The following is a 16,266-nucleotide window of genomic DNA, read 5'->3' on the forward strand; positions in this document are numbered from 1 at the left end:
CATAGGACCATGATCCGACATATTCGGACATTGGAAGAAGCGTCATGACGGAGCAAAAGCTGCGCAACGTCGTCATCATCGGCTTCGAGGGCAACACCGCGCTCGACCTGGTCGGCGCTGCCGATACCTTTCACGCCGCGAGCTATCTGGCTGATCCGCGCCCGTATCGGACGATCATCGCGTCGGTGGACGGCCGCGGCTTTCGGTCGAATCTCGGACTTCAGGTCATTCCCGAATGCGCACTCGATGAGATTGACGCGATCGACACTTTGATTCTTCCCGGCGGAGCGGGACTGCGCAATCCGGACGTGGGCGAGCCGATCGCCGAATGGATCCGCGCCAATCATGGACGCATCCGCCGCGTCACGTCGGTGTGCACCGGATTGTTCGGGCTTGCCGCGACCGGGCTTCTCGACGGCCGGCGAGCGGCGACGCATTGGCGCTTCGCGGCGCAGCTAGCGTCGCTGCATCCGCAAATTGAAATCGATCCGGATGCGATTTTCGTGAGGGACGGCAAGTTCATCACCTCGGCCGGCGTGACCGCCGGGATCGACCTTGCCCTGGCGCTGATCGAGGAGGATCTCGGTCCCGCAGCGGCGTTGGCGGTAGCGCGCGAGCTCGTGGTTTTCGTCAAACGGCCGGGAGGCCAGCGCCAATTTTCCGACATCCTGCGCTTCGAGGCGGCGAATGCGCCGCGGCTGCGGGATTTCGGCCATTACATCCAGACCCACCTCGACGCGGACCTCGGGGTGGAGGAGCTTGCCGCGAGGGCCAATTTGTCGGTCAGGCATTTCACCCGGCTGTTCCGCCAGACGCTGGGCGTGCCGCCCGGCGAGTTCGTCGAGCAGATGCGGCTTGGCGAAGCGGTTCGCCGCCTGACCGGCACCGATGCCGCGGTCGATCGCGTCGCTTATTCGATCGGTTTCAGGAGCGCGGACGCGTTTGCCCGCGCGTTTCGGCGGCAGTTTGGAGTGACGCCGTCGGACTATCGCGATCGGTTCTCATCGGTAGCGTGACCGCAGCGCACTGAGGCGCGGCGCGCACAGCGGCCTTATTCGACGGCCGCGGCCTTTTCGTCGAGCAGCTTGGCGCGCATGCGTTCGGTCCGTTCGGCGCGATCGGCCATTTCGGTCCACGCCGCCTCGGCGCGGAGGCAGCGCTCGCGCACGTTGGGGAGAATTGCCGACTCCGCCTCGGCCCGCGCCACAGCGGCGCGGTCGAGGCAGAGTTGGCGGTTGGTTCTGCTGTTCAGCAAGGCGGGAGGATTATTCGGCGCTGTCGGCGCTGTCCGCGCTCTCGGCAGTCTCCGCACTCTCGGCGCTGTCACTCGCGGGGGCGGCGTCATCGGCCGAGCGAAGGTTGACGGCGCTCATCTTGCCGCGGCGGTCCTGCTCCAGCTCGTAGCCGATGCGCTGGTTCTCGCGCAGGCTGCGCATTCCGGCGCGCTCGACGGCGGTGATGTGGACGAATGCGTCATTGCCGCCCTCGTCCGGTTGGATGAAGCCGTAGCCTTTTGATTCGTTGAAAAATTTAACGGTGCCGATGGGCATGATCTCAGTTCCTTCAGTGCAATGGGCCGCCACTCGGCCCATCGTCGCTAGGAGAGGCGATGCGAAGGAATGAAGAGCCGCAAAGCGCTTTAGACCGTCCGATTGCGACTAGTAGCGCGGATGACATAGGCGTTTAGGCGCCCGAATGTAAGCCCGCGGCATCGGACAGGCGCCATCGGGTGCGACGACCATCCGTTGATCGAATAGCCGCGCAATCTGTGCGAGAGGCGTTGCGCGGCGGCTTTCGCGGGCTATGACTCGCCCTTCGCCGCCGCCAAATTTACCGGAGAATTCAAGTCGATGCACAATTTCAGCAGGATCGCATTGCTCGCCGCCGCAACCGCCCTGACGCCGCCGGTGCTCGCGGCGCCGGCACAGTCGGTGCCGATCCCGACGCTGGTGAAGCAGGTGTCGATCCCGCACGCCACGTTCAGGCTGAAGAACGGGCTGACGGTGGTCGTGCATGAGGATCACAAGACGCCGATCGTCTCGGTCGTCGTGTGGTACAATGTCGGATCGAAGGATGAGCCGCCGCGCAAGGAAGGCTTCGCGCACCTTTACGAGCATTTGATGTTCAATGGCTCGGAGAACCTGCCGGGGGACTATTTCACCTATCTCCAGCAGATCGGCGCGACCGATTACAACGGGACCACATCCTACGACCGGACCAATTATTTCGAGACCGTTCCCGCCGGCGCGCTCGAGCGCGCGCTGTTCATGGAGAGCGACCGGATGGGCCATCTGCTCGGCGCCGTGACCCAGGGCGTCATGGACAACCAGCGGGCCGTGGTCGAAAATGAGAAACGTCAGGGAGACAGCCGCCCCGGCGGGCTCCTCCAGTACCAGCTGTTCGGCGGCCTTTTCCCGCCCGGACACCCCTATCACCATACAACTATCGGATCGGTCCAGGATCTGGACGCGGCACGGCTCGCCGACGTCAAGGCGTGGTTCCGCGCGCGCTATGGTCCCGACAATGCGGTGCTGGTGATCGCCGGCGACGTCACCGCTGCCCAGGCGAAGCCGCTGGTCGAGAAATATTTCGGCGACATCCCGCGCGGGCCAGTCAACAGTCCGGCGATGGCCGGCGTGCCGACGCTCGCCAAGCCCAAGTCGATCGCGATGCACGACCATGTCGCGACGACCATCATCCAGAAATACTGGGCGGTGCCGGGCCTTCTCGACAGGCGCCTTGCCGCGCTCGACATCGGCGGCTCGGTGCTCGGCGGACTTGCGAGCTCGCGGCTCGACAAAATCATGGTGCGCGAAGAAGGCCTCGCGGTCGCGGTCAGCGCAAGCCTGTCGCCGCTTCAGCGCGCCGGAATCTTCAGCGTCAGCGCCTATGTGAAGCCCGGAGTCGACCCGGCCAAAGTGTCCAGACGGCTGGACGAGATCCTCGCCGATTATATCGCCAAGGGCCCGAGCCGGGACGAAGTCGAGCGCGCGGTCATGAGCGAGGTCTCGGGGCGGATCCGCGGCCTCGAGCAGGTCGGCGGCTTCTCGGGCAAGGGCCAGACCCTGGCGGAAGGCCAGACGCTCGCGCACGACAGTGATTATTACAAGAAGACGTTGGCGACTTACGCGGCAATCACCCCGGCGGCAGTGCGCACACAAATGCAGCAATGGCTTCGGCGGCCCGCTTTGACGATCACCATGTCACCCGGCGAGCGCGAGGCTTACGTCGAGCCCAAGGCGGTCGAGCCTCCTAAACAAGGCGCATCGAAGAGCGAAGGCGCAGCCAAGGGCAACCGGCCGATTCCGCCAATCGGCCAACTCGCCGCGCTCGACTTCCCGGAGATCACCCACACCAAGCTGTCGAATGGAATTCCGCTCGAGTTCGTTCAGCGCCGCTCGGTCCCCGTCACCCAGGTCGCAATGGCCTTCGATGCGGGAAGCGCCACGGACAGCAATACGACCCACGGCCTGGCCGCGATGGCCATGAGCCTGCTCGATGAAGGCACGTCAAAGCTCAGTTCGCAGGAGGTTGCGGAGACCGAGGAGAGGCTTGGAGCGGACGTCAGCAGCAGCAATGGGTCGGACCAGTCCTTCGTCGAGCTCAATGCGCTGTCCCCGAACCTCGCGCCGTCGCTCGACCTGATGAGCAGCGTGACGAGGGACGCGGCGTTCCGGCCGGCGGATATCGAGCGCATCCGCGCCCAGACGCTGACCGCGATCGCGCAAACCCAGAAGGATCCGACGCGCGTCGCCCGGCGCCTGCTTCCGATCGTGCTTTACGGGCCGAACCATCCCTACGGCGGCCCCGGCGGAGGCGATCCCAAGGCCATCGCGAAGTTCAGCCGCGCCGACCTCGTCGCGTTCGAACAGCGCTGGTTGCGGCCCGACAATGTCAGGATCTACGTCGTGTCCGACCGCCCGATCAGCGAGGTTCAGCCCCTGCTCGAGGAACGATTCGGCAATTGGACCGCACCGGGCGGGCCAAGGCCCCTCAAAGCGTTCACGCCGCCGCCACCGCGGCCGTCCTCGCCGAAGATCCTGCTCATCAACCTTCCCGGCTCACCGCAGTCGAGCATCGTCGGCGGGCAGCTGCTGCCGCTCGATCCCAAGGGTGACCTGGTGCCCTTCGACACCGCCAATGACGTGCTCGGCGGGACCTTCCTGTCGCGACTCAACATGGACATCCGTGAGGAGAAGGGCTGGTCCTACGGAGTGAGCGGCGACGAGCAGGTCATGCTCCATGCGGTGCCGTACGTCGTCTCGGCCCCGGTCCAGGCCGATCGAACGGGCGATTCGCTGCTCGAGCTCAACAAGCAGCTGACCGACTTCCTGAGCACGAGGGGCGTTACGCGGGAGGAGATGACCCGCACGGTCGCCAGCCGCATCAACGCGCTTCCGGGCGAACTCGAGACATCGGGATCGGTGCTGGGCTCGATTATGGAAATGGACCTGCTGAACCGCCCCGACAATTATTATGAGACGCTTCCGCCCGAGTATCGGTCGCTGACGACGGCGAAGCTCGACCAGGCGGCGCGCGCGGCGCTCGACCCGAAGGGGTTCACGTGGATCGTCGTCGGCGATGCCGCGAAGGTGCGTCCGCAGCTCGAGAAGCTTGGCATGCCGATCGAGGTCGTGGAGGCGCCGTGAGCCGAAGCTCGCGGCACCTCACGCTGCGCGGTTGCCCGACCTAGCGATCGAACTCCAGCACATCGGTTGGGGCGCCCTTGAACCTCAACATTTTCCGCTTCAGCGTCAGGTGTTTTCCGTCCGCCGACACGGTTGCCGTGGATTGTACCGTCAGCTTGCCGTGGAGCCGTGAGTTGGCCTTCACTTCGCGATCGCCAACCGCGGTGAGGGAAATGCTGTCCGCATTCGGGTTGCCGACCATCGGATAGGATTTGCCATTCCAGGCAGCCGAATAGCTAAAATTCAGCTCCTTTCCCGCGGGATTCTTCGAGCCGGACTTCATCGTCACCTTGCCGCCGGAAATGTCGTACGTGCGCGTCTCGCTCTGCTCCTTGCCAGGAGATTGGAACTTCGATGTCGCCGCATTGAGATGCCAGGTGCCGTTCCACAGCTTGGCGTTCGGCCCGGCTGCGCTCGCAGCTTGCGGAACAGCCATCGCTGCTGTTGCAAAGATCATTGCGGATTTGATTCGACCGTTCATGGCTTACCCCCTTCAGGATCACAGGCCGCCGCTACTCGAAGCAGGGCGGGGAGCGCGCTATGCGCTCATTTAGAACAGCAATATTGCGCTTTCTTTTGCTGGCGCGCGCCCGCCTACCGCCGAATCCGTGTCACATGGCCCATCTTGCGGCCGGGGCGGGCCTCGTCCTTGCCGTAGAGGTGGACGTGAGCGCCGCGTTCAGCGACGAGCTCGGGCCAGCGCTCGACCTCGGCGCCGATCAGATTGTCCATGATCGCGCGGCCGCGCATCAAGCCGGTGACGCCGGGCGGCAGGTCGCAGATCGCGCGGATGTGCTGTTCGAACTGCGAGGTGACCGCGCCTTCGATCGTCCAGTGGCCGCTGTTGTGGACGCGCGGCGCGATCTCGTTGACCAGCGGCCCGCCGGGGCTGGCGAAATATTCGACCGTGAGCACGCCGACGTGGCCGAGCGCTTCGGCGATGGCGAGCGCCGCCTCGCGCGCGTCCGCGATCTGCGCGGCGGCGACATCGGTGCACGGCACCGTCGAGCGGCGAAGGATGCCGTCGCGATGCTCGTTCTGCGGCGAATCCCAAAAGACGTGGCGGCCGTCGGCCCAGCGCGCGAGGATGACCGAAAATTCGGCGACGAAATCGACGCCGGTTTCCGCCACCGCGGGCTCTTCGCCGATCGCGGCCCAGGCGGTCTCGGCATCGCCCTCGGCGCCGATCCAGGCCTGGCCCTTGCCGTCATAGCCGTAGCGCCGCGTCTTGAGCACGATCGGCGTGCCGAGTTCAGCGGTTGCGGCGTGCACGTCGTCCAGCGACGCGACCGCCCGCCATGGCGCGACCCGCGCGCCGCACCGCTCGATGAACTCCTTCTCGGTCGCCCGGTCCTGCGCGATCGCGAGCGAACGGGCGCCGGGCCGCAGCTTTTCGCCTAGCCTCGCCAGCGGCTCCACGGGCAGATTCTCGAATTCGTAAGTGGCGACGTCGACGGCATCGCGGAACTTGTCCAGCGCGGCGAGGTCGTCGAACGGCGCGCTCGTCAAATAGGCTGCGACATCGGCCGCCGGCGGATGTCCGCCGGGATCGAAGATGTGGCATTTATAGCCGAGTTGCGCCGCGGCAATCGCCAGCATCCGGCCGAGCTGGCCGCCGCCGATGATCCCGATGGTCGAGCTGGGTCCGATCATTCGGGCGCTTCGGCCACCGATCCCGTTTGCGCTGCGCGCCAGGCGCGCAGCCGTTCCCCAAGCGCTTCGTCGTGGCTGGCGAGAATGGCGGCTGCGAGCAGGCCGGCGTTGATCGCCCCGGGCTTGCCGATCGCGAGGGTGCCGACCGGCACTCCGGCCGGCATCTGGACGATCGACAGCAGGCTATCCATGCCCTTGAGCGCCTGGGTTTCGACGGGGACGCCGAGCACCGGAAGCTCGGTCATCGACGCGGCCATGCCCGGGAGATGCGCCGCGCCGCCCGCGCCGGCGATCACCAGCTTGAGGCCGCGGCGCTTCGCCGAATGGGCATATTCGTAGAGCCGCTTGGGCGTGCGGTGCGCGGAGACGATCCGGGTCTCGTGGGGAACGCCGAGCTGGTCGAGGATTTCGGCCGCGTGGCGCATGGTTTCCCAGTCGGAGCTGCTGCCCATGATGATGCCGACGAGCGGCTCCGTCATTGTCCCGCCTTGGATCAGTTGTAGGAACCGGCTCGTTTAGGGGGGCGACTCGGGCTAGGCAATCGGAGCTTTCGGGCATCACCGGACGTTGAATCGAACGACTGGGAAGATCCCGCATTTTCAAGGCTGTAGAATCAAGCTATGGGTAGCGTACAGACGAGAGCAAAGGCTCGGGGCAATGTCTGATGAAGTAACCGACGTCGTCGACGTCGAAGATCGTGAGCGGCTGATCCAGGAGATCAGCTTGCTGAGGGGCAAGGTTGCGCGCCTTCAGGAGCGCGTGGAGCAGCTCGACCAGCTGGCGCACCAGGATTCGCTGATCTGCCTTCCCAACCGCCGCGGCTTCATGCGCGAGCTCGAACGGCTGATCGCGCGGGTAGACCGCTACGGGATCAACGCCGCGATGCTGTTCGTCGACCTCGACGGGCTGAAGATGATCAACGACACGTTCGGCCACCGCGCCGGCGACGAGGCGCTGATCCAAGTCGCGAACCTGCTGGCCAAAGGTGTCCGCCACAGCGACGTGGTGGCGCGGATCGGCGGCGACGAGTTCGGCATCCTGCTCGAGGCATCGGACGAAAATGACGCGCACGAGACGGCGACCCGGCTGGTCGACCAGATCTGCGGCTGTGAATTCACCCATGACGGCGACGCGATGCCGCTGAGCGTCGCGATCGGCGTCGGGATGATCGATGCGCTCGACACCGCCGAGGTGGTGATGGAGCGCGCCGACGAGGCGATGTACCGGCGCAAGGCCGCGGCCTGATCTAGGCTTCGCCCAAATCAAATCGCCGAACGACCGACAGATCGTCGGCCAGCTCATAGACGATCGGCTTGCCGGTCGGGATTTCGAGGCCGACGATCTCATCGTCGCCGATGTTCGACAGATATTTGATGATCCCGCGAAGCGAATTGCCGTGCGCCGCGACGAGCACGCGCTGGCCGGCCTGGAGCGCGGGCGCGATCTCCCGCTCATAATAAGGCACGGCCCGCGCGATCGTGTCCTTGAGGCTTTCGGTCTCCGGCACCTCGACCCCCGCATATCGGCGGTCAGTGCTGACGTCCCACGGGCTGTCGCGATCGAGCGGCGGGGGCGGGATGTCGTAGGATCGCCGCCAGATCTTGACCTGCTCGGCGCCGACCTTCTCGGTCATCTCTTGCTTGTTGAGCCCGGTAAGCCCGCCATAATGGCGCTCGTTCAGCCGCCAGTCCTTGGTCACCGGCAGCCACAGGCGATCCATCTCGTGCAGCGCGAGGTGAAGCGTGCGGATGGCGCGGGTGAGGACGCTGGTGAAGCAGCAGTCGAAGTCGATGCCCTTGCCGCGCATCAGCCGGCCGGCGGCGCGCGCCTCCTCGACGCCGGCCGGCGACAGGTCGACGTCCCACCAGCCGGTGAAGCGATTCTCGAGGTTCCACTGCGACTGGCCGTGCCGCAGCAGCACGAGCGTCGGCATCAGGCGCTGACTTTCTCGCGCTTTGCCCGCGCACGCTCGGCCTGCGCCGCCTTGAGATCGGGCAGCAGCGCGTGGAGCGCGTCGAGGCAGGCGTAGGCGAGATGCTTCGAGCGTTGCGGCGACCAGCCATAGACCTCGTCGGGGAGGTCGAAATTGTCCTTGAACGGCATTTCGAGAGTCATCGATACGCAGCCGTAGCGCTCCGCAAGCTGGGTGGTGGACATCGACATATTGGCATGTCCCGGCGGCGGGATCTCATAGCCCTGGCTGCGCTGGAAGTCGGGCGAGACCTTCTCGAGCGTCTCGCTGAACAGGTTGAACAGCCGCAGCTGGCCGTCGCTCAGCGACGGAATCCCCTCGAAGCCGGCGAGGAAATTGGCGGGGATCGCTTCGTCGCCGTGGACGTCCATGGCGAAATCGGGCGGCACTTCGTCCATCGCGTTGCGCACGGACAGGACTTCGGGACTCTTCTCGGCCGAGGGGGCGTGCCATTCGCGGTTGAGATTGACGCCGGCGGCGTTGGTTCTGAGGTGGCCGCGGCGCGAACCGTCGGGGTTCATGTTCGGAACGACATGAAAGGTGCAGTCGCGGCGCAGGACGCGCGTGACCGGATCGTCCTCGTCGGTCAGCTTCTCGAGCGCGCCTTCCATCCACCACTCGGCCATGCTCTCGCCCGGGTGCTGGCGGGCGTAGAGCCAGACGTTGATGCCGCCCTCGCCGATCGTCAGGCAGTCGATATCCTGCCCGTCGAGGCTTTTCCCGAGCGAGCGGTACGCGACGCCCGGCAGCGCGGTGGTCTGGGTGACGAGGTCGTGGTGCCGCTCCATAGAATAAGGCGCGAAATAAGCGATCCACACCAAGTCCTGCGGCGGGGTCAGCTTCATTGTCAGCACGCCGCCCGAGTAGCTGGTGTCGGACAGGCGGATCCAGTCTTCGCGGTCGAGGCTCATCACCGCTTTGTAGTCGGGCCAGCCGTGGGGGTAAGCGGAGGCCGCGCAATTGGTGATGCGCAGGGTCAGCGCGCGCCCGGCGCCGCCGGCGACGCGGAAGTAGAACCATTGGTAGAAATCGCTCAGGTGATCGGTGACGATCTCGAGGTCAGCGGAGTCGCCGTCCTGACGGATAACGCGGATGTTGCCGGCGTCGAAGGAGCTCGAAATCGTCAGGGCCATGGGCTTACTCATCACTGATGCTGGAAGTTGGCCGGGCTGATAGTGCGCAGGCGCGGATCAGGCAAACGTGAGGACCGTCAGTCAGCGAGATGTGTGCTGATTGGACTGGCTCTCAACGGCAGCGAGAATCCATAACATCGCGCAGATATCGATCGATACAAACCCTCCAGCGACCAGTGCAGGAATCCAGCCCGAGGTCCAAGGGATCATCAAGATCGTAATCGCATGAAAGGCGGTAAATGCAGTCATAGTGATCCAGAACCATAGCTGTCGATAGGCCCTGCGTTTGACGAATATGACGAAGCTAAGCGCAACCAGAGCATCAAGCGTCGGCAACGAGGTATTCAGCGTTCCAAAATGATCAAACAACCAAAATACGGGGAAAGACAGCACCCCGACGGCAACTAGCGCCCACCACCGAGGGCGCACCGTCCGTGCGTATTTTATGTCCTGTTTGGCCTCATCACTGACGGACATGCTTAATATCTCTTCTTTGCCAGCTCCGTCGACCGAGCATCTCCCAAAGTCTGGCATATGCTTCGCGCCTTCGCTAGCGCGCGAGACATGACCAAGCCCGCAGTCCTCGTCACCGGCGGCGCCGGTTACATCGGCAGCCACGCGGTCCTCGCGCTCAGGGACGCGGGCTGGCGGGTCGCGGTGGTCGACGATCTGTCGAACGGCAGCCGGTCGGTCGTGCCTGAGGACGTGCCCTTTTATCAGGGCTCGATCGCCGAGACGGTGCTGCTCGATAGCATCCTCGACCAGCAGCAGATCGGCTCGATCATGCATTTCGCGGGATCGATCGTGGTTCCGGAATCGGTCGAGCATCCGCTAAAATATTATGCCAACAACACGCTTGCCTCGCACCGGCTGATCAGCGCCGCGGTCGACGCTGGCGTGAAGCACATCCTCTTTTCCTCGACAGCCGCGGTGTACGGCGCGCCCGAACGGGTGCCGATCGTCGAGGACGATCCCAAGCTTCCGATCAACCCCTATGGCGCATCGAAGTTGATGACCGAGCGGATGCTCGAGGACGCGTCGGCGGCGCACCCCTTCAACTATGGCGCGCTGCGCTATTTCAACGTTGCCGGCGCCGACCCCGAAGGGCGCACCGGCCAGATCGGAAAAGGCTCCACCCATCTCATCAAGATCGCCTGCGAGGCCGCGATCGGGAAACGCGACCATGTCGCCATCTACGGCAAGGATTATCCGACGCCCGACGGGACCTGCATCCGCGATTACGTCCACGTCAGCGATCTGGCAGCTGCGCATGTCGCGGCGCTCGAGTGGCTGACCCGGCATCCGGAGCAGAATTTCGCGCTCAATTGCGGCTACGGCACGGGGCTGTCGGTCCTCGAGGTGCTGGATGCCGTCGACCGCGCCAATGGGACGCCGCTGCGCCGCACGGTCGAGGGCCGCCGCGCCGGCGACCCGCCAGCACTCGTCGCCGGAAACGAGCGGCTGATGGAGACTCTCGACTGGCGCCCGGCTTACGCCGACATCGACCGGATCGTCGGCGATGCGCTGGCGTGGGAGAAGACGCTGGTGGAGTCCGCGGCTCAAGCTCCTCTTTAGGGTCCGCTTAGCCTATTCTTTACCGTGACAAGCCTATGCCCGGCGCATGCGTGGATTGGTCGCTCTCGTCTTCGCAATCGGCTTCTTCGCCACGCTCCTCGCGCAAGTCGCGTCGCATTCTTCGGGCCGAGCCGCTTCGCAGCCGCCGCGCGTCGAGGTCCCCAAGAGCGGCGAGGCCGATCAATTGGCCGAATCCAAGACCAGGAACGCGCCCCAGTTCAGCAGCGCCGACGGGAGCGTCGCGTTGGACCGCGCCGCTGACGGCCATTTCTATGCTGAAGTCCGGATCAACGGAAATCCTATCCACATGCTGGTCGATACCGGGGCAACAGAGATTGCCCTGTCGCGTGACGATGCGCGTAGCGCCGGCCTCGCCACCTCGATCGCAATGCCCGGCGTGGTCGGTGAGGGCGCGGACGGCGCCGTGCACGGCGAGTTCGCACGCCTCGACAGGGTCGAGCTCGGGCCGCTCAGCGCCGAAGGCCTCGATGCCGTGGTCCTCAGCAGCGGAAGCCAGTCGCTGCTCGGCCAGAGCTTCCTCAGCAAGTTCGCCAGCGTGCAGATCGAGGGCGACCGGATGATCCTGCGCTGAGCCTGCTGCCCGGCCCGCTCAGCTTTGGCGGATGAGCACGGCCGTTGGACGGCCAAGATGCCCGGCCAGCGCGTTGACGCAGCTCATGTGATCCGCTCGCTGCTTGGCCATCGCCTGGAGGTTGGGACCGGCCCGAAGCGCGTAGCCGCTGGTCGCGAGGCGCGCCGCCAATTGCGAAAGCTGCGCCTCCTCGGCGCTTGTCTCAATGGGTTCAAGGCCAACGATGAGCGCCAATTCTCGGGCCATCCCGGCACCCTCCTCCCGCAGCAGGACCGCCGGGCCGTAGAGCCGGTCGTCATCGATCAGATGTTCGGCGATCAACGCAAGGTCGAGCACCGCCCCGAGCGCCGCCGGCCAGCCGGCGCCCGTCGAAACCGATTTGAAGTAGATCAGCGAAGGATGACTGCTGTGGCTCTGGCGCACCGTGGCGCACCAGTCGCGCGCTTCGCGCAGGATGTCGGCGATGGCATCCCGATTGCGGATCGCGGCGAAGCGCTCGAGCAGGGTCAGTGCCGACGGCGGCTCGCCCGCCGAAGTGTTGAGCTTGATGATGCCGATGTCGCGGCGTGAGATGCTGCTCTGGACCTCGAGCAGATAGGTCACCGCCATGGTCATGACGGCGAGGCCGCAGAAGCCCGCGGCGAGGATGATCCAGCGGCCGAGGCCTTGAGGGGTGTTGGCGCTAAGACCGACGGTGACGAGCGCGCTTCCCGCCTCGTAGACCGCGCTGCCAAAGCCGCGCAGGGGCGGCGAGAACTCCCTGCGAGCGCCATAGGCCATGAGTCCGAACGCCAGCGCCAGGCACATCATCCAGATGACGAAGGAGCTGACCAGCACCAGCGGCGCGAAGGTGCTCGAAATGCCGCGCTTGCGCCCGCGGACGAGCTTGTAGGCGATGAGCAGCAGGCTTCCGACCCTGCGCGTGACCTGTAGCGAGGCGCGGCTGCCGCCGGGAACGACCACCGTGTCGAACACGTCGCGCAGCGTCAGCCAGGCGAGCGCAATGCCGGCGAGCGAGAGGACGAGGTCGAGCGCCATGGCGGCAGAACGGCGCAGCGGCTGTTAAGTGTCCGGGCGCCCCAACGCCTTGACTTGCGAAGGGCCATTCCCTAGGTGAGCCGCCGGTTCTTTCGAGCCAACTCCGACAACCGAACAACAGACACGAGCAGGCGCCCGGCCATGAAGATTCGCAACAGCTTGAAGTCGCTCAAGACGCGCCACCGGGACTGCCGGGTCATCCGCCGCCGCGGCCGGACCTACGTCATCAACAAGACGAACCGCCGGTTCAAGGCGCGCCAGGGCTAAGCACGCGCTCCGCTTGCGCTTTGGCGCCGGCGTCACGACATATTATTCGACGGGCACGGCCGGGCGTTCCGGAGCGGAAACGAAGATCAGCTTCGGTTCACGTCGATGCCGCCAGATGATGGCTGTGAGGAGTTGTCGGACAATGACTACGGTCAGCAAGATCCTGGTGCTTGGCAGCGCCGTCGCACTTGCGGCCGGCGGGTTCGCCGGCGTGGCTTATGCGCAAGGCCAGCCGCAGACGCCCAAGAACTGGAGCTACACGCTCGACAAGAACGGCCAGCGCGTGCCGAAGGGCAATCGGATCACGAATCCCGATGGCAGCTGGCGCGAGGAAGTCCGCCAGGGCAATTGCGTGACCGTCAAGGAGCGCTCGGCGAGCGGCGAGTATAAAGAAACCCGCCAGTGCAACCCGCAAAACCCGGGTTGAGCCTCACTTAAAATTGGTAAAGCTGCCTTTCGGGCGCTGCTTGATCACGCAGGCGGGAAGACCGCTCGCGGGGACGTCCTTGCAGTCGCGGACCTGGGCGCCGCCGTCGGGACCGGCGAAGATCGCCCAGTCTCGCGGGGTGCCCTTGTCATATTCACAATGCGCCATCCACATATCGAGATTCTTCCAGGTGCCGACGAAGCCGGCATCGGTGATCCGCTTGCAGGTGTAGCCGGCGTCGTAGATCGCTCGCTTGAGCCCGATCGCGAGGTTGAACGCATCGAGCTGGTGCAGCTGGTTCTGTTCGTTCGATCGGACCTGGATGGGTCGCCTGGCCTGCTGAGGCTCGCCCTTGTTGCACGCCGCGAGCCCCGCGAGGGCGATCAGTGTGACAGTGCGGCGCATATGCTCCTCCTTCAGTCTTGATAATCGATGGTGACGCGCGCGGCCGCGGTCTTCGCCCTATCGACCGCATCCTCAACGCTTTCGCCGCGTGCAAGGGCCACGCCCATGCGCCGGTTCTTCAGCGTCTTGGGCTTGGCGAAAATGCGCAGATCGACCGCGTGGCCGGGTGCGCCGAGCGCGAGCGCTTCAGCGACCCCGCCATAGGAGAAGGCGTGGCTCTCGCGGTCGGCGAGGATCACCGCCGAGGCGGACGGGCCGGCGAACTCGATCGACGGGATGGGCAAGCCGAGAATCGCGCGCAGGTGGAGCTCGAATTGGTTGGGAAACTGGCTGATCAGCGTGATCATGCCGGTGTCGTGAGGGCGCGGCGACAGCTCCGAAAAGATCGCCTGATCGCCCCGGACGAAGAATTCGACGCCGAAAATCCCGTGGCCGCCGAGCGCGTCGACGATCTTGCGCGCCTGGGAGCGGGCCGATTGAAGCGCCTCGCGCGGGATTGCCGCCGGCTGCCAGCTCTCGCGATAATCGCCGGACTCCTGGCGGTGCCCAACCGGCGCGCAGAACAGGACGCCGTCCCTGGTCGCGACGGTGAGCAAGGTGATCTCGCTGTCGAAGTCGATATGTTCTTCGACGATCACGCGCGGGCGGTCGCCGCGCATGTTGGCGACGGCATGATCCCAGGCCTGTCCGACCTCATCGGAATCCCTGGCCGTGCTCTGGCCCTTGCCGGAGCTCGACATCACCGGCTTTACCACGCACGGCAGGCCGACCTCGGTGGCAGCGGCGATTGCTTCGTCGCGGCTTTCGGCGAAGCGATATTTGGACGTGGCCAGGCCAAGCGCCTTCGCGGCGAAGTCGCGGATGCCGTCGCGGTTCATGGTCAGCTGGACCGCCTTTGCCGAGGGCGCGACGCGCCAGCCTTCGCCCTCGAGTACGGCGAGCGTCGCGGTGTCGATCGCCTCGATCTCGGGCACGATGACGTCGGGCTTGTGCTTTTCGACCGCCGCTCTCAGCGCCTTGCCATCGAGCATCGGAAACACCTCGAATGCGTCGGCGACCTGCATTGCGGGAGCATTTTCATAGCGGTCGCAGGCAATGACCCGGCAGCCCAACCGCTTCGCGGCGATCGCGAACTCGCGGCCGAGCTCGCCCGAGCCGAGCAGCATCAACGTGGCCAGATACATTGCCGGGGCCTTACTGTGTTCCTGCGAGGGCAGGAACCCAGCACTGGACCGCTGCCTGCGCAGGGGTACAACAGCGCAATGAAGAGCATTCTACTCCTCCTGTCCGGCGCCTCGCTCGCTGCCGCGGTGCCGCCTGCCAAGCTACTCACGCCCAACGACATCGTCGCGCAGGCGCGGCCATCGGCGTGGAAGCCGATTCCCGACGACGATTTGCTGGTCATCGACCTTGCGAACGGCGGCCGGGTGGTCGTGCAGCTGGCCCCCGCGTTCGCGCCAGTCCACGTCGCGAATATCAAGGCGCTCGCCCGCGCCGGCTATTGGAACGGCGCGAGCGTCTATCGCCTGCAGGACAATTATGTTGCCCAATGGGGCCTCAACGACAGCGACAAGCCGTGGCCGGCGGGCGTCACGCCCAAGCCGCCGGCGGAATATACCCGGCCTTTGAAGGGGCTCTCGATCACGCCGCTAGGGAGCCCCGACCCTTATGCCCCCGGCGCCGGCTTCGCCGACGGCTGGGCGGTCGCGTACAGCGCCAAAGCCGGTTGGGCTGACCTCGCTCATTGCTATGGAAGCGTCGGAGTCGGACGCGACCTCGCGCCGGACACCGGGACGGGCGGCGAGCTTTACGCGGTCATCGGCCACGCGCCGCGCCAGCTCGACCGCAACATCGCGCTGGTCGGGCGGGTGGTCGAGGGCATCGACCGCTTGAGCTCGCTGCCGCGCGGGACCGAGGCGCTCGGTTTCTACAAGGACAAGGCACAATATGCGCCCATTGCCGGCATTCGGCTGGCGAGCGACATGGCGGTGCGCGGGCGCCCTTCCTACGAAGCCATGGACACCCGCAGCCCGACGTTCGCACGCTATCTCAAAGTGCGCGCGAACCGGCGCGACGATTTCTACCAGCAGCCCGCCGGCGGCGTCGACCTGTGCAACGTGCAGGTGCCGGTGCGGAAGCGCAATCCGCTCCCCTGAGACTCGGCTAGGCCGCCCAGGCGTGGGCGTCGCGGTTCTTGTGCTGGATGGTGATCGGGCCGTTGTGCGAGCGCATGCTCGCCTCGGCCAGCGGCAGCGCGGTCGCGCAAAAGGCGCACTCGGCCGACACCCGCCCGATGATCCACTGGGTCCGGCCGCAGCCCGGACAGTGGTTGACCTCATGCTCGCGATAAACGGCATGATAGCCCCGCTCGTACGGCTTCCAGCCCTCGGTGGTGATCGGCATGGCGACCCTTCCTTTCGGTAAAGTCCAACGACCGATGGGTGAACGGGTTGCAGAAGCTGCGCGAGATTTAATGGGTGTGCCCGGGTGCTAACGGCGAGCCGAGCCCCCGCGAG

Annotated in this window: 19 protein-coding genes and 1 pseudogene; 8 read left to right on the plus strand and 12 right to left on the minus strand. The window is 65.5% G+C overall.

What is annotated here, in order from left to right:
• Positions 1 to 44: 44 nt before the first annotated feature.
• Positions 45 to 1,016 carry a GlxA family transcriptional regulator gene (locus ACJ8FR_RS08070; RefSeq protein WP_407828116.1) on the plus strand — a complete coding sequence of 324 codons (972 nt, stop codon included), beginning with the start codon at positions 45 to 47 and terminating at the stop codon, positions 1,014 to 1,016.
• Between the two features lie 35 nt (positions 1,017 to 1,051).
• Here the strand turns inward: ACJ8FR_RS08070 and ACJ8FR_RS08075 are convergent, their stop codons facing one another.
• The gene (locus ACJ8FR_RS08075; protein ID WP_407828117.1) at positions 1,052 to 1,255 is read right to left on the minus strand and encodes a hypothetical protein; all 204 of its coding nucleotides are present in this window, start codon (positions 1,253 to 1,255) and stop codon (positions 1,052 to 1,054) included.
• Between the two features lie 91 nt (positions 1,256 to 1,346).
• Positions 1,347 to 1,550, minus strand: a pseudogene (locus ACJ8FR_RS08080) (cold-shock protein); the annotation flags it as partial.
• A gap of 300 nt (positions 1,551 to 1,850) precedes the next feature.
• Here ACJ8FR_RS08080 and ACJ8FR_RS08085 point away from each other — a divergent pair.
• Positions 1,851 to 4,649 (plus strand): M16 family metallopeptidase, encoded by a 2,799-nt coding sequence (locus ACJ8FR_RS08085; RefSeq protein WP_407828118.1) that lies wholly within the window; start codon positions 1,851 to 1,853, stop codon positions 4,647 to 4,649.
• A gap of 40 nt (positions 4,650 to 4,689) precedes the next feature.
• Here the strand turns inward: ACJ8FR_RS08085 and ACJ8FR_RS08090 are convergent, their stop codons facing one another.
• From ACJ8FR_RS08090 to purE, 3 genes are all read right to left on the minus strand, one after another.
• Positions 4,690 to 5,169 carry a hypothetical protein gene (locus ACJ8FR_RS08090; protein ID WP_407828119.1) on the minus strand — a complete coding sequence of 160 codons (480 nt, stop codon included), beginning with the start codon at positions 5,167 to 5,169 and terminating at the stop codon, positions 4,690 to 4,692.
• Between the two features lie 113 nt (positions 5,170 to 5,282).
• On the minus strand, positions 5,283 to 6,341 hold the full coding sequence (locus ACJ8FR_RS08095; protein WP_407828120.1) for a 5-(carboxyamino)imidazole ribonucleotide synthase: 1,059 nt from the start codon (positions 6,339 to 6,341) through the stop codon (positions 5,283 to 5,285).
• Positions 6,338 to 6,820, minus strand: a complete 483-nt coding sequence (gene purE / locus ACJ8FR_RS08100; protein WP_407828121.1) for a 5-(carboxyamino)imidazole ribonucleotide mutase — start codon at positions 6,818 to 6,820, stop codon at positions 6,338 to 6,340. The genes ACJ8FR_RS08095 and purE overlap by 4 nt, the downstream gene beginning before the upstream one ends.
• A gap of 178 nt (positions 6,821 to 6,998) precedes the next feature.
• On the opposite strand from purE, the gene ACJ8FR_RS08105 reads away from it, so the two are divergent.
• Positions 6,999 to 7,586 (plus strand): GGDEF domain-containing protein, encoded by a 588-nt coding sequence (locus ACJ8FR_RS08105; RefSeq protein ID WP_407828122.1) that lies wholly within the window; start codon positions 6,999 to 7,001, stop codon positions 7,584 to 7,586.
• 1 nt (position 7,587) lies between these two features.
• Here ACJ8FR_RS08105 and gpmA read toward each other — a convergent pair whose 3' ends face one another.
• The 3 genes from gpmA to ACJ8FR_RS08120 all read right to left on the minus strand — a co-directional run bounded on the left by gpmA (position 7,588) and on the right by ACJ8FR_RS08120 (position 9,980).
• Positions 7,588 to 8,274: a 2,3-diphosphoglycerate-dependent phosphoglycerate mutase gene (gene gpmA / locus ACJ8FR_RS08110; protein WP_407828123.1), complete on the minus strand. Its 687-nt coding sequence runs from the start codon at positions 8,272 to 8,274 to the stop codon at positions 7,588 to 7,590.
• Positions 8,274 to 9,446, minus strand: coding sequence for a M14-type cytosolic carboxypeptidase (locus tag ACJ8FR_RS08115; RefSeq protein WP_407828124.1), 1,173 nt, complete (start codon positions 9,444 to 9,446; stop codon positions 8,274 to 8,276). Before ACJ8FR_RS08115 ends, gpmA begins: the two co-directional genes overlap by 1 nt.
• An 81-nt stretch (positions 9,447 to 9,527) precedes the next feature.
• Positions 9,528 to 9,980, minus strand: a complete 453-nt coding sequence (locus ACJ8FR_RS08120; RefSeq protein ID WP_407828125.1) for a hypothetical protein — start codon at positions 9,978 to 9,980, stop codon at positions 9,528 to 9,530.
• A 30-nt stretch (positions 9,981 to 10,010) separates the two neighbouring features.
• Between ACJ8FR_RS08120 and galE the strand changes: the two genes are divergently transcribed.
• Both galE and ACJ8FR_RS08130 read left to right on the plus strand, forming a co-directional pair.
• Complete coding sequence (gene galE / locus ACJ8FR_RS08125; protein WP_407828126.1) at positions 10,011 to 11,021, plus strand: UDP-glucose 4-epimerase GalE; 1,011 nt, start codon at positions 10,011 to 10,013, stop codon at positions 11,019 to 11,021.
• A gap of 46 nt (positions 11,022 to 11,067) precedes the next feature.
• On the plus strand, positions 11,068 to 11,613 hold the full coding sequence (locus tag ACJ8FR_RS08130; protein ID WP_407828127.1) for a TIGR02281 family clan AA aspartic protease: 546 nt from the start codon (positions 11,068 to 11,070) through the stop codon (positions 11,611 to 11,613).
• Between the two features lie 18 nt (positions 11,614 to 11,631).
• Here the strand turns inward: ACJ8FR_RS08130 and ACJ8FR_RS08135 are convergent, their stop codons facing one another.
• Positions 11,632 to 12,651, minus strand: a complete 1,020-nt coding sequence (locus ACJ8FR_RS08135) for a hypothetical protein (protein WP_407828128.1) — start codon at positions 12,649 to 12,651, stop codon at positions 11,632 to 11,634.
• Positions 12,652 to 12,792: 141 nt separating this feature from the next.
• On the opposite strand from ACJ8FR_RS08135, the gene ykgO reads away from it, so the two are divergent.
• Positions 12,793 to 12,918, plus strand: coding sequence for a type B 50S ribosomal protein L36 (ykgO, locus tag ACJ8FR_RS08140; protein ID WP_407828129.1), 126 nt, complete (start codon positions 12,793 to 12,795; stop codon positions 12,916 to 12,918).
• A 142-nt stretch (positions 12,919 to 13,060) separates the two neighbouring features.
• Entirely contained in the window at positions 13,061 to 13,345 is a 285-nt protein-coding gene (locus ACJ8FR_RS08145) for a hypothetical protein (RefSeq protein ID WP_407828130.1), read from the plus strand.
• A 3-nt stretch (positions 13,346 to 13,348) separates the two neighbouring features.
• On the opposite strand, the gene ACJ8FR_RS08150 is transcribed toward ACJ8FR_RS08145, so the two are convergent.
• Positions 13,349 to 13,750, minus strand: a complete 402-nt coding sequence (locus ACJ8FR_RS08150; RefSeq protein WP_407828131.1) for a hypothetical protein — start codon at positions 13,748 to 13,750, stop codon at positions 13,349 to 13,351.
• Between the two features lie 11 nt (positions 13,751 to 13,761).
• On the minus strand, positions 13,762 to 14,934 hold the full coding sequence (purT, locus tag ACJ8FR_RS08155; RefSeq protein ID WP_407828132.1) for a formate-dependent phosphoribosylglycinamide formyltransferase: 1,173 nt from the start codon (positions 14,932 to 14,934) through the stop codon (positions 13,762 to 13,764).
• 78 nt (positions 14,935 to 15,012) lie between these two features.
• On the opposite strand from purT, the gene ACJ8FR_RS08160 reads away from it, so the two are divergent.
• Positions 15,013 to 15,906 (plus strand): peptidylprolyl isomerase, encoded by an 894-nt coding sequence (locus ACJ8FR_RS08160; RefSeq protein ID WP_407828133.1) that lies wholly within the window; start codon positions 15,013 to 15,015, stop codon positions 15,904 to 15,906.
• Between the two features lie 7 nt (positions 15,907 to 15,913).
• Here the strand turns inward: ACJ8FR_RS08160 and ACJ8FR_RS08165 are convergent, their stop codons facing one another.
• On the minus strand, positions 15,914 to 16,153 hold the full coding sequence (locus ACJ8FR_RS08165; RefSeq protein WP_407828134.1) for a hypothetical protein: 240 nt from the start codon (positions 16,151 to 16,153) through the stop codon (positions 15,914 to 15,916).
• Between the last annotated feature and the right edge of the window lie 113 nt (positions 16,154 to 16,266).

It is taken from the genome of Sphingomonas sp., from assembly GCF_045810705.1.
GTDB lineage: Bacteria > Pseudomonadota > Alphaproteobacteria > Sphingomonadales > Sphingomonadaceae > Sphingomicrobium.